This is a genomic window from Zoogloea sp. (assembly GCF_028689785.1).
GTDB lineage: Bacteria > Pseudomonadota > Gammaproteobacteria > Burkholderiales > Rhodocyclaceae > Zoogloea.
Genome location: NZ_JAQVCN010000009.1, coordinates 16,174 through 33,156, shown reverse-complemented (window position 1 = coordinate 33,156; position 16,983 = coordinate 16,174). Strand labels below are relative to the sequence as shown.

The following is a 16,983-nucleotide window of genomic DNA, read 5'->3' as shown; positions in this document are numbered from 1 at the left end:
CGGCGGTCAGATCTTGCGAAACACCAGCGTACCGTTGGTGCCACCAAAACCGAAATTGTTCTTCATGGCCACATCGATCTTCATCGGGCGGGCCACATTCGCACAGTAGTCCAGATCACACTCCGGATCCTGTTCGAAAATATTGATGGTCGGGGGAGACACCTGGTGATACACCGCCAGGGTCGTGAGCACCGACTCAAGCCCCCCAGCTCCGCCAAGCAGGTGCCCGGTCATGGACTTTGTGGAATTCACCACCAGGGATTTAGCCACGTCCGCACCAAAAGCCAGCTTGATGGCCTCCGTCTCATTCTTGTCACCCAGCGGCGTGGAGGTGCCATGGGCATTGAGGTACTGCACCTGATCACCATTGATGCCAGCATTGCGGAGGGCATTGACCATGCTCCGCCGCGGACCATCGGTATCCGGGGCCGTCATGTGATAGGCATCACCGCTCATGCCAAAACCGGCCAGCTCGGCATAGATGCGGGCACCACGCTTTACCGCGTGCTCGTACTCTTCAAGCACCAGCACACCAGCACCTTCGCCAAGGACAAAGCCGTCCCGATCCTTGTCCCACGGGCGGCTCGCCGTGGTGGGGTCGTCGTTCCGGGTTGACAGCGCCTTGGCCGACGCAAAACCACCGACCGCCAGGGGCGTGACCGTGGATTCGGCGCCACCGCAGACCATCACGTCTGCGTCACCATATTCGATCATCCGGGCACTGGTGCCGATGGCGTGCAGACCCGTGGTACAGGCCGTCACCACCGCGATGTTAGGCCCCTTGAGCCCAAACATGATCGACAGGTTTCCGGAGATCATGTTGATGATCGTACCCGGAATGAAGAAGGGGGAAATCTTGCGCGGACCACCGGCGAGGAAATCGTCGTGAGTCCCCTCGATCATCGGCAGGCCGCCGATGCCCGAACCAATATTGACGCCAATCCGTTCTGCATTGGCTTCGGTAACTTCGATTCCGGAATCACGGAAAGCCTGAATGCCCGCAGCGAGGCCGTAGTGGATGAAACCATCCATACGGCGCGCCTCCTTCGGCGAGAGATAAGCCGCAAGATCGAACCCCTTTACTTCGCCGGCAATCTTCACCGGGAAGGACGAGGTATCAAAACGGGTAATCTCACCGATGCCGGAACGCCCGTTGGTAATGGCATCCCAAGCTTCAGACACGGTATTACCGACCGGCGAAACAACGCCAAGGCCGGTGACGACGACTCTGCGACGGGTCAAGGCAGGCTCCGGGGAATTACTTCTTGAGATGAGCGGTGACGTAGTCGATCGCTTGCTGGACGCTGGTGATCTTCTCAGCTTCTTCGTCGGGGATCTCGCACTCGAACTCTTCTTCAAGGGCCATCACCAGCTCGACGGTGTCGAGGGAGTCGGCGCCCAGATCGTCCACGAAGGAGGATTCATTCTTGATTTCGGATTCATTCACGCCGAGTTGTTCGGCAACGATCTTCTTGACGCGCTGTTCGATGTTTTCCATGTGTGTAACTCCTTCCCAGTTTGGAGGGTGAATTCAAAAACCCTCGCATTCTACCAAAAACGCGCACCCCCGCCAGCACGGCGAGACTTACGCCATATACATGCCACCGTTAACGTGCAGGGTCGCGCCCGTCACGTAGGCTGCAGCAGGAGAGGCCAGAAAGCCCACCACGCCTGCAATCTCTTCGGGTTTGCCAAGACGGCCGAGGGCGATCTTGCTGGCCAGCTCCTTGCGCTGGGCCTCCGGCAGATCCTTGGTCATGTCGGTGTCGATGAAACCCGGCGCCACGCAATTGACGGTGATGTTGCGGCTACCGAGCTCCTGGGCCAGGGCCCGGGTCATCCCCGCCACGCCGGCCTTGGCCGCTGCGTAGTTGGCCTGACCGGCGTTACCCGAGCTCCCCACCACCGAAGTGATATTGATGATGCGGCCGGCACGGGCCTTCATCATTCCGCGCATCACCAGCTTGGACATGCGGAAGACGGCCTTCAGGTTGGTATCGATGACGGCATCCCATTCGGCATCCTTCATGCGCATGGAGAGGTTATCGCGGGTGATGCCAGCGTTATTGACCAGAATCCCCACTGCACCGAAAACCTTCTCGATCTCGCCAAGGGCAGCCTCGCAGGCTTCAGCACTGGTCACGTCCAGCGCCAAGCCTCGGCCCGCCACACCGGCAGCCTCAAGCCCTGCCTGGATGTCGGCCGCACCGGCCTCGGAGGTGGCAGTACCGATGACGGTCGCCCCCAGACGCCCCAACTCCAGGGCAATGGCGCGGCCAATACCGCGGGACGCGCCGGTCACCAGCGCAACCTGGCCTTGCAGAACCTGACTCATGCTTCCCCCGTGGTTTTCAGTGTTTCTTCCAGGCTGGCCACATCGGCGATAGCTCCGCCCAGCAAACTGCCTTCGATGCGCTTGGTCATGCCTGCCAGCACCTTGCCGGGACCGCACTCGAAGACATGGGTGACGCCACGACCAGCGATAGCCTGAACAGTCTCGATCCAGCGCACTGGCGAATAGGCCTGGCGCACCAACGCATCCTTGATGCGAGCGGGCTGATCCTCCACCGCCACATCCACGTTGTTGAGCACCGGAATACCAGGCACGCGCACTTCAATCTCGGCAAGACGCTGAGCCAGGCGCTCCGCGGCAGGCTTCATCAGGGCGCAATGGAAGGGGGCGCTCACCGGCAGCAGCACGGCGCGCTTGGCGCCCCGAGCCTTGGCCGCTGCAATGGCGCGCTCAACGGCAGCCTTCGCACCCGCAATGACAATCTGCCCGGGGCTGTTGAGATTGGCTGCAGATACCACCTCGCCCTGTGCCGCCTCGGCACAGGCTTCAGCAGCAGCTGGCTCGTCCAGCCCCAACAGGGCCGCCATGGCCCCCTCGCCAGCCGGCACGGCCTCCTGCATGGCCTGGGCGCGCAGGCGCACCAGCTTGACGGCCTCAGCAAAATCCAAAGCTCCAGCAGCCACCAGAGCGGAGTACTCCCCCAGGCTATGCCCGGCAACCAGAGCCGGCACAGCGCCGCCTCGGGCAATCCACTCGCGATACACGGCGACACCAGCGGTGAGCATCAGCGGCTGGGTATTGACGGTCTGGGCGAGCACCTCGGCGGGGCCTTCTGCCACCATTTGCCAGAGGTCTTGCCCCAGGGCATCGGAGGCCTCAGTGAAGGCCTGGCGAATCACGGCAGACTCACCGTAGGCGGCCATCATGCCGACCGACTGTGAGCCCTGCCCCGGAAACACGAAAGCAAAATTCATCGTTCCCTACCTTTGAATTGGCTTGTTGAGCGAAGCAGATTGAACTTCTTAGAACTGCAGGAGCGTGGCACCCCAGGCGAAGCCTCCGCCGATCCCCTCAAGGATGACCTTTTGCCCGCGCTGGATGCGACCATCCCGCACCGCTTCGTCAAGGGCCAGAGGAATGGACGCTGCCGAGGTGTTGCCATGACGGGAGACCGTGGCGATGACCTTGTCCATGGAGGGACCGAGACGCTTGCCGGTGGCCTGAATGATGCGGGTATTGGCCTGAGGAGGAATCAGCCAATCCACCTGATCGAGGGACACACCCCCGAGTTCCGGAACTTCACGGGCCACATCCGCCAGCACCTTGACCGCGAACTTGAAAACGGCCTGCCCATCCATGCGCAAGAAGGGATCACCGATGACTTCGCCACGGCTGACCTGCCCTGGCACGCAAAGGATGGGGTTGTGGCGACCATCTGCGTGGATCGCCGAGGCGAGAATCCCGGGAGCATCCGAGGCCTCAAGCACCACAGCCCCGGCGCCATCACCGAAGAGCACACAGGTGCCACGATCATTCCAGTCGAGAATGCGGGAGAAGACTTCTGCCCCCACCACCAGCGCCCGTCGAGTACCGCCGGAGCGGATGAACTTCTCGGCCGTACTTATGGCGTAGGCGAAGCCCGCGCACACGGCCTGAAGGTCGAAGGCAGGGCTGCCGTTGGTAATACCCAGACGCGCCTGAAGCAGGGTCGCAGTACTCGGAAAAATGAAATCGGGCGTGGACGTGGCGACGATGATCAGATCGATGTCGTCCGGCCGGCAACCTGCTGCCTCGATGGCTCGCACGCTGGCTTCATAGGCGAGCTGACTGGAAGTGACATCGGGTGCCGCCAGGTAGCGGGAGCGGATTCCGGTACGCTCGACGATCCATTCGTCGGAGGTATCGATTCCGCGGGCAACCAGATCGTCGTTGGTAACAGGATTGCCGGGAAGATAGCTCCCCGTACCAGCCACTCGTGCATAGATCATGCGGCAGACCTTTCGCGTTCCATGCGCTCGCTGATGCGCTCGATGAGTCGGTTGCGGGCGGCCTCGGCGGCCCGCCAGATAGCCTGCTCGAAGGCAAACGAATCGGCCGCACCATGGCTCTTGACGACCACGCCACGCAAACCCAGGAGTGCCGCACCGTTGTAACGGCGGGAATCGAGCTTGTGCTTGAAACCCTTCAGGGCCGACATGGCGAAGACCGCGGCCAGCTTGGTCAGCCAGTTGCGGGAGAACTGCTCGCGCAGGAAGGTTGCCATCATCTGGGCAAGACCTTCAGACGTCTTCAGGGCCACGTTGCCAACAAAGCCGTCACAGACAACTACATCGACCGTACCCTTGTAAATGTCGTTGCCTTCGACATTGCCGTAAAAGTTGAGACCACTCTTGCGCAGCAACTCACCGGCCTGCTTGACCGTTTCGTTGCCCTTGATCTCTTCTTCGCCAATATTGAGAAGGCCCACGCTCGGACGTTCGTTGTGCTCGACAGCGGCCACCAACATGGCGCCCATGATGCCGAACTGCAGCAGATGCTCAGGCGAACAATCCACGTTGGCTCCCAGGTCGAGGACGTGGGTCTGGCCGCGCAGAGTGGGCAGGGTGCTGCAGATTGCCGGGCGATCGATACCGGGAAGGGTCTTGAGAACAAAACGGGAGATCGCCATCAGCGCCCCCGTATTGCCGGCCGACACCGCGGCCTGGGACTCGCCCGACTTGACGAGATCCACCGCGACCCGCATCGACGAATCCTTCTTGTTGCGCATGGCCAGCGCGGGCGGCTCATCCATGCCCACCACTTCCGAGGCACGCTGGATGCGCAGACGCTCGCCGAACTCGGCCAGGGCCGTCCCCAGATGAGGCTCGATGGCCTCAGACCGCCCCACCAGAACAATCCGGGTATCGCGGTCGCTCCGCATGAAATGCAGGGCAGCAGGGACGGTCACCGAGGGGCCATGATCGCCCCCCATGCAGTCAATCGACAGGGTGACAGTCATTCGGCGCAGTGAAATTGAGACATGTGTAAAAACGGCGCGAGCGCCCGAAGGCGCCGCGCCGCTTCCAGACCGGGGGGATTACTCGCCCTTGGCCTTTGCAACCTTCTTGCCACGATAGACGCCGGAGGGCGACACGTGGTGACGCAGGTGCACTTCACCGGTGGTCGGCTCGACGGCCAGCGGGGGCGCAACCAGGAAATCGTGGGAACGGTGCATACCGCGCTTGGACGGGGACTTTTTGTTCTGCTGGACAGCCATGAAACACTCCTAGAGGAATACTTAAACCTTGCCGCGCAACTGACGCAGAACGGCGAAGGGCGAAATCTCTTCATCATCGCCGGCACTAACCGGCGGTTCGCAATCATCGTGACGCGGAACCAGGGGCAGGGACAACAACACCTCATCCTCCACCAAGGCCAGCAGGTCGGTCAGCGGCTCCACCTCAAGGGCGTCTACCTCGTCGTTCTCGAGCTCATCGTCTGGCAGTGCTTCACCAGTGCGCAGCAAAAGAAGGCGATTCCTGACCTCACACGGCCACACCAGAGCCTCGAGGCAGCGCTGGCACTGCAACACCAGATCCGCCCTGACCAGCAATTCGACGTAGAGCTTGCCCTCGTCGTCCCGCTCGCCCTGAAACTCGAACTCCACCGAACCCACCGGCTCCAGCAGGGATCCGGCCAAACGGCCGAGACGCTCCACCGGCACCGCGCTCTGCACGCGACGTCCGTCTTTGGCCAACGCCCGCAGGTCAATCACGAAGCTTTCTTGCGACATAAGCGCGGCATGATATTATTTTCGGCTGCCTGTGTCAAAACTCTGCAGACCCTAGCCAAGCACGCCGGCCACCCCGAATCTCCGCCATGAAACTCGTCCTCGCCTCCACCTCCGCCTACCGCCGGGAGCTGCTCAAGCGCTTCGGCCTGCCCTTCGAGATCGCTCGGCCGGACATCGACGAATCTCCTCTGCCCGGCGAGCCCCCCCGCACCACCGCAGAACGCCTGGCCATTGGGAAGGCGAGAGCCGTTGCCGGGCAGTTTGACAACGCGCTGATCATCGGCAGCGACCAGGTGGCCAGCATGGGCGACCAGCGCTTCGGCAAACCCGGCACAGTCGAGCGCGCCGTGGCCCAATTGCGCGCCATGAGCGGACGCACGGCAGTCTTCGATACGGCCCTGGCTGTGCTCAACACCCGCAGCGGCCGTGTTCAGATAGAGACTGTCCCCACGGAGGTCCGCTTCCGCCACCTCTCCGACGACGAGATCGTCCGCTACGTAGAGCGTGAGCGCCCCCTCGACTGCGCCGGCAGCGCAAAATCCGAGGGGCTCGGCATCACCCTGCTCGACGCCCTGAGCGGTGACGATCCAAACGCGCTCGTCGGCCTGCCACTGATTGCCCTGGCACGAATGCTCCGCAACGAAGGCCTGGCCCTGCCCTGACGATGCAAAAAGGCACGCTCTATCTGATCCCCGTCAGCCTGGGCCCGAGCCCCGGCAGCCTGACAACCCCGGCAGACGTTGCCACCCGGGCACGTCAGCTGAGCTATTTCGTCGTTGAAAACGCCAAAACAGCCCGCGCCGAACTCAAACGCCTGGAACACCCCGCCCAACTGCGCGACCTGGACATCCGGGAGCTCCCCGAAAGGCCCGACACACCAAGCCTGGATGGATTGCTGGCCCCGCTGCTAGCCGGCACGGATGCCGGATTGATGTCGGAAGCCGGCTGTCCAGCCGTCGCCGATCCCGGCGCCCTCCTCGTCCGCCGTGCCCACGAGAAGGGCATCAGGGTTGTTCCACTGGTCGGCCCTTCCTCGCTGTTGCTGGCCTTGATGGCCTCGGGGCTCAACGGACAGAGCTTCGCCTTTCACGGCTACCTGCCCGTCGACGAAGAGGCGCGCAACAAACGCATTCGCGAGTTGGAGACAGAGTCAGCGCGACATTCCCGCACCCAGCTATTCATCGAAACGCCCTATCGCAACGAGCGCATGTTCGAGGCCCTGCGCAGCAACTGCCGGCCGGAAACCCGTTTGTGCGTGGCACGCGACCTGACCCTCGAGAGCGAGTGGATTAGCACGCACAGCATTACTGACTGGAAGCGGGCGCCGGCCCCCGATCTCGCTCGACGACCCACTGTATTCCTGATCCTCGCCGCCTGAACAAGAGCGGGCCCGAGCCAGTTCAATCGACCAGATAGACCCCGCCGTCCCGCTCTTCGACACCCAACGACACCAAACGCGCACCACGGCAGGGGCCTGAGACGCAGTATCCGGTCTCGGGTTCGTACAAGGCACCATGGGTCGCGCAGACAAGATACAGGCGGGCGTCATCGAAGAATTTGCCGGGTAGCCAGTCCAGCTCCACCGGCACATGGGCGCAACGATTGATATAGGCGTGAACCCGCCCCTGAAAGCGCACCACAAAGGCCGGCTCCTCACCGGTCACGCGCGTCACGCTGAAGCGCACCCCATCTTCCCCCTCGCGCACCGCCTCTGACCTGCAGATCACGCCCGCTCCTCAAGCCAGGCACGCAGCTCGGCAGGGGTATGCACGCAGGCCAGGGGTGCCTCCGCCAGCAACTGCCCCACCGAATGGGCACCAAAGCTGACCGCCAACCCCGCCATCCCGGCATTTTTGGCCATTTGCAGATCATGGGTGGTATCACCGATCATCAGACAGGCGTCCGGCCCCAACCCAAACTCATCCATCAGCTCATGCAGCATGGCCGGATGAGGCTTCGAGAAACACTCGTCAGCACAGCGCGTGGCATGAAAGAAACGCCCCAGACCCGAAAACTCAAGGGCCCGCGCCAAGCCCTTGCGGCTCTTGCCCGTTGCCACGGCCAGGCTGTAACCCCGCCCGTGGAGCGACTCGATCAACGCGTATGTACCCTCAAAAAGCGCGAGCTCATGATCACCCGACAAATAATGATGGCGATAACGCTCCACCATGGCCGGGTAGTCTTTCTCGGCCAGCTCGGGAACCGCATGGCGCAAGGCATCCACCAGCCCCAGGCCGATGACGTAGCGGGCCCGCGCATCCGGCGGCACCGGCAACCCCAGGTCGGCACTGGCCGCCTGGATGGCGCGCACGATGGCTGCCGCCGAATCCATCAGCGTGCCATCCCAGTCAAAAACGATCAGCTCAAAGCGCTTAGCCATGCTCTCTCTCCCGGGTCTGCTCGACGAAGGCCACAAAACCCTCCAGTTCGGCCGGCAGGGGCGCCGAGAGTTCAATCGCCTGATCTGTCAGCGGATGCCGGAACGCCAACTTGGCGGCATGCAGAAACATCCGCTTGAGCCCCTCCTTCTCGAGCTGCTTGTTGAGCGCGAAATCCCCGTACTTGTCGTCACCGCACAAGGGGAAGCCCAGATGACTGAGATGAACACGGATCTGGTGGGTTCGGCCGGTCTTCAGCTCCACCTCCACAAGGCTGTAACCACTCCAGCGCCTCACCAGCCGGACGATGCTGTGCGCCGGCTTTCCCTCCGGGTTCACGCTGACACGGCGCTCACCGTTGTCCAGCAGATACTTGTGCAGCGACAGCTTTACGTGCTGCTGCTGATTGAGCCAGCGCCCCGCCACCATGGTCAAATAGCGCTTCTGCACCTTACCGTCGCGCATCATGTCATGGAGCACCGTAAGCGCGCTGCGCTTCTTGGCAACGATCAGGAGACCGGAAGTCTCGCGGTCGAGGCGATGCACCAACTCCAGAAACTTAGCCTCCGGTCGCTGCCGGCGCAACTGCTCGATGACCCCGAAGCTGACACCGCTTCCACCATGCACCGCCAGACCGGCGGGCTTGTCGAGCACCAGCAGCGCTTCATCCTCGAAGACGATATCGAAGGCCTTGCCCACCGGCACCGGTGCGGCCGCAGCCTTGTCAGCCAGACGGATCGGCGGGATGCGCAGCTCGTCCCCCTCCTGCAGGCGGTAGGTCTGGTCGACACGCCGGCTATTCACCCGCACTTCACCGCTGCGCAGAATGCGGTAGATGTGGCTCTTGGGCACCCCCTTGCACACTCTTACCAGGTAGTTGTCGATGCGCTGCCCCGCACTGCCTTCATCCACGCGGGTATGGCTTACTGCGGGTGCTTTACTCAAGGCCATCTTTTTGAAATATACTAATTAACGGTTTTTTCGGTTCTGATGCGTCGCGCTCACCTGCAGGTGTGTTGGCAGATTTCAACACCGGTCCGCGTCGTCCCAGAGCGACTCAACGCCTGGATATCCAGCGCCTTCACCGCTCCCGGAAAAATCACAGGAAGGTCCATCGCCAGACAAAAAGAGGGCGATGGTACTGTATTCGACAATAAACTTGTACCAATTGCGCGCAGGCGCACACGCAGATTGACGGCCCTGAAACCGGGGGCCGCGAAGCACACCAGGCAAGCAGGCCCGAGGTCGCAACGAGAGACGCCGTCGTACCCGTGAGTACGCCCCGTCCCGGAATGGCGAGACCAGGCGACGCAGCCGGCGCTTCGCAGCCCCCCAGCGTATATCGCGGGTTCAGGGTGCAAAAGACGAATCCCGCCACCCACTTTAGTTTGTTTCCCCCCGATGAAGGATAGTCGCGAAAACGCCAAACTAAGTCACCGCAGTTAAGCGGGTGGCGCGCTTCGTCCTGCCCGTGTGCCGCGCGGGAGAAGAAGACGAATGAAGCGCATGCTCTTCAACGCGACGCAGGCCGAGGAACTCCGCGTTGCCATTGTCGATGGTCAGAAGCTGATTGACCTCGACATTGAATCGGCCGCCAAGGAACAACGTAAAAGCAACATCTACAAAGCCGTCATCACGCGCATCGAGCCCAGCCTTGAAGCCGCGTTTGTCAACTATGGCGCCGAGCGCCACGGCTTCCTGCCGTTCAAGGAAATCTCCCGCTCCTACTTTCAGCCTGGCGTGGAAGCCAGCCGTGCTTCCATCAAGGAAGCCCTCAAGGAAGGCCAGGAACTGATTGTCCAGGTTGAAAAGGACGAACGGGGCAACAAGGGCGCCGCGCTCACCACCTTCGTCTCCCTGGCCGGCCGTTACCTGGTGCTGATGCCCAACAACCCCCGTGGTGGTGGCGTATCCCGTCGCGTCGAGGGTGACGAGCGCGCCGAACTGCGTGACGTCATGGATCAGCTCGAAGTGCCCGGTGGCATGAGCCTGATCGCCCGCACCGCAGCCATCGGCCGCAATGCCGAAGAGCTGCAATGGGACTTGAACTACCTCCTGCAACTGTGGCGCGCCATTGACGGTGCAGCCCAGTCCCAGGATGGCGCCTTCCTGATCTACCAGGAAGGTAGCCTGGTCATCCGCGCCATCCGTGACTACTTCCAGCCCGACATCGGCGAAATCCTGATCGACACCGACGACGTGTACGAACAGGCTCGCCAGTTTATGGCTCACGTGATGCCGCAGAACGTGAACCGCGTGAAGCGCTACCACGACGACGTACCGCTGTTCTCGCGCTTCCAGATCGAACACCAGATCGAATCGGCCTACTCGCGCCAGGTCAGCCTGCCTTCCGGCGGCGCCATCGTGATCGACCACACCGAGGCCCTGGTCTCTGTGGATGTGAACTCCGGCCGCGCTACCCGTGGTGCCGACATCGAGGAAACCGCGTTCAAGACCAACTGCGAAGCCGCCGACGAAGTTGCCCGCCAACTGCGCCTGCGCGACCTTGGTGGCCTGATCGTCATCGACTTCATCGACATGGAGTCGCAGAAGAACCAGCGCGAGGTCGAGAACCGCCTGCGCGACGCCCTGCGCTACGACCGTGCCCGCGTCCAGACCGGCAAAATCAGCCGCTTCGGCCTGTTGGAACTGTCCCGCCAGCGCCTGCGTCCCGCCCTCGCCGAGACCAGCTACATCCCTTGCCCGCGCTGCAACGGCACCGGCCACATCCGCAGCACCGAATCCTCTGCGCTGCACATCCTGCGCATCCTCGAAGAGGAGGCGATGAAGGACAACACCGGCGCCCTGCACTGCCAGGTGCCGGTGGACGTGGCCACCTTCCTGCTCAACGAAAAGCGCGACGACATTGCCAAGATCGAAGTGCGCCACAAGGTCAGCCTGGTGCTGATCCCCAACCGCCACCTCGAAACGCCTCAGCACGAAATCGTCCGCCTGCGCCACGACCAGCTCAACCAGGAAGACAGCACCCTGCCGAGCTATCGCATGGCCACCAAGCCCGCTGACGAGTCCTACTCCCCGCCGTCGGCCAACACCGATCGCCCGGTACGCCAGGAAGCCGCCGTCAAGGGCATCACGCCAGATCAGCCCGCCCCCATCGTGGAAGCAAAGGCAGCGCCGGCCCCCGCCCCCGTGCCTGAAAGCCAGCCCGGCCTGCTGTCCCGCATCTTTGCCTTCTTCCGTGGTGAGAAGCAGCCCGAGCCCGCACCGGTGGTCGTCCAGCCGGAAGCCCCCCGTCGTGAATCCCGTCCGCGCAACGAACGGGGCCGCCGGGAGGGTCGCGAAGGCCGCGAAGGCCGTGGCCGCCGTGATGGCCAGCGCGAAGAGCGTAGCGACAACCGTGAAGCCCGGGACAACAACCGCAACAACGCCCCCGAGGCCCAGGCCGAGACCCGCGAAAAGCCCCAGCGTCAGCGTGGCGAGCGCCAGGAGCGGGAAGGCCGCAACGGTGAGCGTGCCGAACGTGGTGAGCGGAATGATCGCGGTGATCGCAGCGAACGTGGAGAGCGCGGCCGCAACCGCAACGCCCAGGCCCCGAAGCCGGCCGAGACCGAAACTCTCGTCGCCGCCGAGCAACTGACCGCGGTTGCCGTAGCAGCAGCCGTCGCTGCCCCCGAGGCAAGCGCCGCCGTCGAAGGTGAAGCGGGTGCCGAACGCAGTCGTCGCAGCCGTCGTGGCCGTCGTGGCGGTCGTCGCAACGAGGAAGCCAACACCAACGAAAACGCTGCCCAGGGTGAGCTGGAGATTGGCGAACAGCCACAAGCCGCAGAACCTGCTGAAACTGCCGCGACAAGCACCGCAGCAGCAGAAGCGGTCGCAGCTACCGTCGAAGCCGCTCCGGCACCGACTCCTGCAGCTCCCGAAACCATGGAAGTGGCGGAGGCCGCGGCAGAACCTGCCCCTGCAGTCGCACAAGTCGAGGAAGCCCCCATTGTCGCAGAGGCGGTCATCACCCCGCCTGTAGTGTCGCCAAGCACAGATCTTGATCTGATCGAACAGGCCGTTGCGGCCGCCCGGCAGCCCGCGGTCGAAGCGGCAGCCGAGGCCCCCGCAGCGCCGGCGGCTCCCGATTCCATCGAGGCTCCGGTCGAAGTGGCGGCCCCCAGCGAAGACCTTAGCCCCACCACGGCCGAAGCGGTCGTCGTCGAAGCCCCTGCTGACGTGGTGACGCCCACCGCCCCGGCGGAGCCCGAAGCGGCCAGCAGCATCGTCGAGATCGCCACCAAGGCGGCCCCGGCAGCCATCGAACTCCCCGATCTCGAAGCCAGTGGTCTGGTGATGATCGAAACCCGTGCTGGCTCGGTGAGCGCCCAGGCGGCGACACCTGCAGAGCCCGCCCAACCCCTCGGCCGTCGTCGCACCCGCAGTGCAGCGCCGGTCGTAGAGGAAGCGCTGGTCCAGGTGGAAACCCAGAAGTAATCAGCAGCACGACAAGCAAAAGGCCAGTCCCCCGGGACTGGCCTTTTGCCTTTGTTGGCCCCTGCCTAAGGCAGGCACAGGCCAAACGCCTCAGCTCACCGACTGACGCCGCCGATTCACTTCCGGAAGAATGTCTTCGATCAGCCCCTGCACCGCGTCCTCACACAGATCGAGAACGGCATCGAAGCCCTTTGCCCCGCCATAGTAGGGGTCAGGAACATCATCGCGACGAGAGCTGTGGGCAAAGCTCATGAACATGCGCACCTTGTGCTTGCAACCATCGGGCGCCCTGTCCCGCAGATAGTTGAAGTGGTCCCGGTCCATGGCCAGCACCAGATCGAAATCGGCGTAATCCTTGGGCTGAACCTTGCGCGCCCGGAGACGGGAAAGGTCGTACCCCCGACGCAGGGCGGCCGTCTGGGCACGCGGATCCGGCGCCTCGCCGGCGTGATAGCCCTGGGTGCCGGCAGAATCGACGCCGACCACATCCTCCAGCCCTGCCATGGCCAACCAGCGGCGTGCCACGCCCTCCGCCGTGGGTGACCGACAGATATTGCCGGTGCACACAAACAGTATTTTCATTATGGGTGTCCCTCCTACCGGTAATTTAAGCAGCCGGCGGGCGGAACGTACAAGCTCAAGGACCAATTTCTTCAGATTCTCTCAGCCAGTGGCGTCGGGTGAAGCGGATGCATCATGTCCTTCCGCCCCGAAGGCCTGCTGACGCAGACGAAAAAGCCGGTCGCGCGCCGCAGCAGCCTTTTCGAACTCCAGGTTGCGGGCGTGCTCCTGCATTTCCTTCTCGAGCTGACGGATGGTCTTGGCCAGCGCCTTTTCATCCAGAACCCCATACTCGACACGGGTCTCGGCGGCGCTGACAGGGGCATCCCCTGAACCTGCATCATAGACACCGTCAATGATGTCCTTTATGCGTTTTGTCACGGACTTGGGTGTAATTCCGTTAGCAGCGTTGAAGGCCAGCTGTTTTTCCCGGCGACGCTCCGTTTCGCCGATTGCAGCCTTCATCGAGTCGGTGATACGGTCCGCGTAAAGAATCGCGGTACCGTGCAGATGCCGGGCCGCCCGGCCAATGGTCTGGATCAAGGAGCGTTCCGAGCGCAGAAAGCCCTCCTTGTCCGCATCCAGGATCGCCACCAAGGACACCTCGGGGATATCCAGCCCCTCCCGCAACAGGTTGATGCCCACCAGCACGTCAAATTCGCCCAAGCGCAGGTCGCGGATGATCTCGACCCGCTCCACGGTGTCAATGTCCGAGTGCAGATAACGCACGCGAATACCGTTCTCGGCCAGGTATTCGGTCAGATCCTCGGCGAGGCGCTTGGTCAGCACTGTCACCAGAATCCGCTCCTGCGCCACCAGCCGCTGCTTGATCTCGCCCAGCAGATCATCGACCTGGGTCGTGGCCGGCTTCACGATGATGATGGGGTCCACCAGCCCGGTCGGCCGCACCACCTGCTCCACCACCTGCCCCTGGTTGGCCTTCTCGTAAGCCGCCGGGGTCGCCGAGACAAAAACCGTCTGGGGCAGCAGGCGCTCAAACTCCTCAAACTTGAGGGGCCGGTTGTCCAGCGCCGAAGGCAGGCGAAAGCCGTATTCCACCAGGTTCTCCTTGCGGGAGCGATCCCCCTTGTACATCGCCCCCACCTGCCCGATGGACACATGGGATTCGTCGATGAACATCAATCCATCCTTGGGCAGGTAGTCGATGAGGGTCGGCGGCGCATCGCCGGGGTTGCGCCCGGACATGTGTCGGGAGTAATTCTCGATGCCCTTGCAGAAGCCCAGTTCGTTGAGCATTTCCAGGTCGAAGCGGGTGCGCTGCTCAATGCGCTGGGCCTCCACCAGCTTGCCGGCCTTCTGGAAGGTTTCGATGCGCTCCCGCAGCTCCTCCTTGATCGCCTCAACCGCCCGCAACACGGTGGCCCGGGGCGTCACATAATGGCTGGACGGATACACCGTGAAGCGCGCCAGCTTCTGCTTGAGGTGGCCGGTGAGCGGATCAAACAGGGTCAGATGCTCGATTTCATCGTCAAACATCTCCACCCGCAGGGCGTGCTCCGCACTTTCGGCGGGGAAGATGTCGATCACGTCCCCGCGCACCCGAAAAGTACCGCGCTTGAAGTCCACATCGGCCCGGCTGTACTGCATGGCCACCAGCCGCTGCACCAGATCCCGGTGCACCACCTGCTCGCCCTCACGCAGGTGCAGCACCATGCTGTGATAGTCACCCGGATCGCCAATCCCGTAGATGCATGACACCGAAGCCACGATGACCACGTCGCGACGTTCCATCAGGCTTTTGGTGGCCGACAGGCGCATCTGCTCAATATGCTCGTTGATCGCCGAGTCCTTCTCGATGAACAGATCCCGGGAGGGCACGTAGGCTTCGGGCTGGTAGTAATCGTAGTAGCTGACGAAATACTCCACCGCGTTCTCGGGGAAGAACTCCCGGAACTCCGAGTACAACTGGGCTGCCAGGGTCTTGTTGTGGGCCAGCACCAGCGCGGGTCGGCCGCAGCGGGCAATCACGTTGGCCATGGTGTAGGTCTTGCCCGACCCGGTGACCCCCAGCAGGGTCTGGAACATCAGGCCGTCCCCGATCCCTTCTACAAGCTGGCGGATCGCCTCCGGCTGGTCCCCGCCAGGCGCAAAAGGTTGATGGAGCCGGAAGGGGCTCCCCTCGAAAACCACCACACGCCCACTATCGGATTGATCGGCCATGATAAAATTTCAGGTTGAAGTCAGTCGGCACTGCCCGGAACCATCCGGACAAGGCCGCATTATCGCCCAGCGGCCGGCACCCCGTGCCCCGCACCTTTCGCCCATTTGGAGAACCCATGAGCTCGTCGATCTTTGCTGCGGTGGAAATGGCCCCCCGCGATCCGATTCTTGGCCTGAACGAAGCCTTCAATGCGGATACCCGCAGCACCAAGGTCAACCTCGGCGTTGGCGTCTACTTCGACGACAACGGCAAGATCCCTCTGCTCGGCGCCGTCAAGACCGCCGAAAAGGCCCGCCTCGAAGCCGCCCCGCCCCGGGGTTACCAGCCCATCGAAGGCCCCGTTGCCTACAACAACGCCGTTCAGAACCTGCTGTTCGGAGCCGACAGCGCACTGATCCGTGACGGCCGCGTCGTCACCGCCCAAGCCCTCGGCGGTACCGGCGCACTGCGCATCGGCGGCGACCTGATCAAGCGCGTGGTGCCGGGCGCCACCGTGTACATCTCCGACCCCTCCTGGGAAAACCACCGCGCCCTCTTCGAGGCGGCCGGCTTCCCGGTGGACACCTACCCGTATTACAACCCCGAAACCCGCGGCGCCAACGCTGAGGCGATGATCGCCAAGCTGAACACCCTGCCCGCCGGCTCGGTGATCGTGCTGCACGCCTGTTGCCACAACCCCACCGGCGCCGACCTCACCGAAGCCCAATGGGCCGAGGTGGTCAAGGCCTGTGCCAACCGTGGCCTGATCCCCTTCCTCGACATGGCCTACCAGGGCTTCGCCGACGGCATCGAGCCGGACGCCGTGGCGGTGAACCTGTTCTCCGCCTCCGGCCTGTCCTTCTTCGTGTCCAGCTCCTTCTCCAAGAGCTTCTCGCTCTACGGCGAGCGCGTCGGCGCCCTGTCCATCGTCACCCAGAACAAGGACGAGTCCGCCCGCGTGCTGTCCCAGCTCAAGCGCGTGATCCGCACCAACTACTCCAACCCGCCGATCCACGGTGGCGCGGTGGTTGCCGCCGTGCTGTCCACCCCGGCCCTGCGTGCCGAGTGGGAAACTGAGCTGGCCGGCATGCGTGACCGCATCCGTGCCATGCGCACCGGCCTGGTCGAGCAGCTGGCCGCCCGCAAGGTAGACCAGGACTTCTCCTTCGTGATCAAGCAGCGTGGCATGTTCTCCTACACCGGCCTCAGCGCCGTCCAGGTGGAGCGCATGAAGGACGAGTTCGGTATCTACGCCGTCGGTACCGGCCGCATCTGCCTGGCCGCACTGAACAGCAAGAACCTCGACTACGTCGCCGACGCCATCGCCGCCGTCATCAAGGCCTGATGGTGGTTTCTGCCTCCACATTTACAGTGGAGGCAG

At 63.1% G+C, this 16,983-nt stretch carries 17 protein-coding genes; 4 read left to right on the top strand and 13 right to left on the bottom strand.

The window, feature by feature from the left end; genetic code table 11:
• Positions 1 to 6: 6 nt before the first annotated feature.
• The 8 genes from fabF to PHI64_RS06490 form a co-directional block, all read right to left on the bottom strand.
• A complete protein-coding gene (fabF, locus tag PHI64_RS06525) occupies positions 7 to 1,242 on the bottom strand; it encodes a beta-ketoacyl-ACP synthase II (RefSeq protein ID WP_299880419.1) in 1,236 nt (411 codons plus the stop codon).
• Positions 1,243 to 1,258: 16 nt separating this feature from the next.
• Complete coding sequence (acpP, locus tag PHI64_RS06520) at positions 1,259 to 1,498, bottom strand: acyl carrier protein (protein WP_079435598.1); 240 nt, start codon at positions 1,496 to 1,498, stop codon at positions 1,259 to 1,261.
• An 87-nt stretch (positions 1,499 to 1,585) separates the two neighbouring features.
• The gene (gene fabG / locus PHI64_RS06515) at positions 1,586 to 2,335 is read right to left on the bottom strand and encodes a 3-oxoacyl-ACP reductase FabG (protein ID WP_299880414.1); all 750 of its coding nucleotides are present in this window, start codon (positions 2,333 to 2,335) and stop codon (positions 1,586 to 1,588) included.
• Positions 2,332 to 3,267 carry an ACP S-malonyltransferase gene (gene fabD / locus PHI64_RS06510; RefSeq protein ID WP_299880411.1) on the bottom strand — a complete coding sequence of 312 codons (936 nt, stop codon included), beginning with the start codon at positions 3,265 to 3,267 and terminating at the stop codon, positions 2,332 to 2,334. The genes fabG and fabD overlap by 4 nt, the downstream gene beginning before the upstream one ends.
• Before the next feature lie 48 nt (positions 3,268 to 3,315).
• On the bottom strand, positions 3,316 to 4,281 hold the full coding sequence (locus tag PHI64_RS06505; RefSeq protein ID WP_299880408.1) for a beta-ketoacyl-ACP synthase III: 966 nt from the start codon (positions 4,279 to 4,281) through the stop codon (positions 3,316 to 3,318).
• Complete coding sequence (plsX, locus tag PHI64_RS06500; RefSeq protein ID WP_299880403.1) at positions 4,278 to 5,291, bottom strand: phosphate acyltransferase PlsX; 1,014 nt, start codon at positions 5,289 to 5,291, stop codon at positions 4,278 to 4,280. The genes PHI64_RS06505 and plsX overlap by 4 nt, the downstream gene beginning before the upstream one ends.
• Before the next feature lie 78 nt (positions 5,292 to 5,369).
• A complete protein-coding gene (gene rpmF, locus PHI64_RS06495; RefSeq protein WP_079435603.1) occupies positions 5,370 to 5,549 on the bottom strand; it encodes a 50S ribosomal protein L32 in 180 nt (59 codons plus the stop codon).
• A gap of 21 nt (positions 5,550 to 5,570) precedes the next feature.
• Positions 5,571 to 6,047: a YceD family protein gene (locus PHI64_RS06490; RefSeq protein WP_299880398.1), complete on the bottom strand. Its 477-nt coding sequence runs from the start codon at positions 6,045 to 6,047 to the stop codon at positions 5,571 to 5,573.
• Between the two features lie 104 nt (positions 6,048 to 6,151).
• Between PHI64_RS06490 and PHI64_RS06485 the strand changes: the two genes are divergently transcribed.
• Together PHI64_RS06485 and PHI64_RS06480 are read left to right on the top strand one after the other, a co-directional pair.
• Positions 6,152 to 6,727, top strand: a complete 576-nt coding sequence (locus PHI64_RS06485; RefSeq protein WP_299880395.1) for a Maf family nucleotide pyrophosphatase — start codon at positions 6,152 to 6,154, stop codon at positions 6,725 to 6,727.
• 2 nt (positions 6,728 to 6,729) lie between these two features.
• Positions 6,730 to 7,443: an SAM-dependent methyltransferase gene (locus PHI64_RS06480; protein WP_299880392.1), complete on the top strand. Its 714-nt coding sequence runs from the start codon at positions 6,730 to 6,732 to the stop codon at positions 7,441 to 7,443.
• Positions 7,444 to 7,465: 22 nt separating this feature from the next.
• Here PHI64_RS06480 and PHI64_RS06475 read toward each other — a convergent pair whose 3' ends face one another.
• From PHI64_RS06475 to PHI64_RS06465, 3 genes are read right to left on the bottom strand one after another with little or no spacing between them, the layout of a single operon-like run.
• Positions 7,466 to 7,792: a Rieske 2Fe-2S domain-containing protein gene (locus PHI64_RS06475; protein WP_299880388.1), complete on the bottom strand. Its 327-nt coding sequence runs from the start codon at positions 7,790 to 7,792 to the stop codon at positions 7,466 to 7,468.
• Positions 7,789 to 8,445, bottom strand: a complete 657-nt coding sequence (locus tag PHI64_RS06470) for an HAD-IA family hydrolase (protein WP_299880384.1) — start codon at positions 8,443 to 8,445, stop codon at positions 7,789 to 7,791. Before PHI64_RS06470 ends, PHI64_RS06475 begins: the two co-directional genes overlap by 4 nt.
• The gene (locus PHI64_RS06465; protein ID WP_299880381.1) at positions 8,438 to 9,394 is read right to left on the bottom strand and encodes an RluA family pseudouridine synthase; all 957 of its coding nucleotides are present in this window, start codon (positions 9,392 to 9,394) and stop codon (positions 8,438 to 8,440) included. The genes PHI64_RS06470 and PHI64_RS06465 overlap by 8 nt, the downstream gene beginning before the upstream one ends.
• 546 nt (positions 9,395 to 9,940) lie before the next feature.
• Here PHI64_RS06465 and PHI64_RS06460 point away from each other — a divergent pair.
• Complete coding sequence (locus PHI64_RS06460) at positions 9,941 to 12,880, top strand: Rne/Rng family ribonuclease (RefSeq protein WP_299880378.1); 2,940 nt, start codon at positions 9,941 to 9,943, stop codon at positions 12,878 to 12,880.
• A gap of 90 nt (positions 12,881 to 12,970) precedes the next feature.
• Here PHI64_RS06460 and PHI64_RS06455 read toward each other — a convergent pair whose 3' ends face one another.
• Together PHI64_RS06455 and uvrB are read right to left on the bottom strand one after the other, a co-directional pair.
• Positions 12,971 to 13,465: a low molecular weight protein-tyrosine-phosphatase gene (locus PHI64_RS06455; RefSeq protein ID WP_299880604.1), complete on the bottom strand. Its 495-nt coding sequence runs from the start codon at positions 13,463 to 13,465 to the stop codon at positions 12,971 to 12,973.
• Positions 13,466 to 13,543: 78 nt separating this feature from the next.
• Entirely contained in the window at positions 13,544 to 15,622 is a 2,079-nt protein-coding gene (gene uvrB / locus PHI64_RS06450; RefSeq protein WP_299880375.1) for an excinuclease ABC subunit UvrB, read from the bottom strand.
• Positions 15,623 to 15,738: 116 nt separating this feature from the next.
• Between uvrB and PHI64_RS06445 the strand changes: the two genes are divergently transcribed.
• Positions 15,739 to 16,947, top strand: coding sequence for an amino acid aminotransferase (locus tag PHI64_RS06445; RefSeq protein WP_299880372.1), 1,209 nt, complete (start codon positions 15,739 to 15,741; stop codon positions 16,945 to 16,947).
• The last annotated feature ends 36 nt before the right edge of the window (positions 16,948 to 16,983 follow it).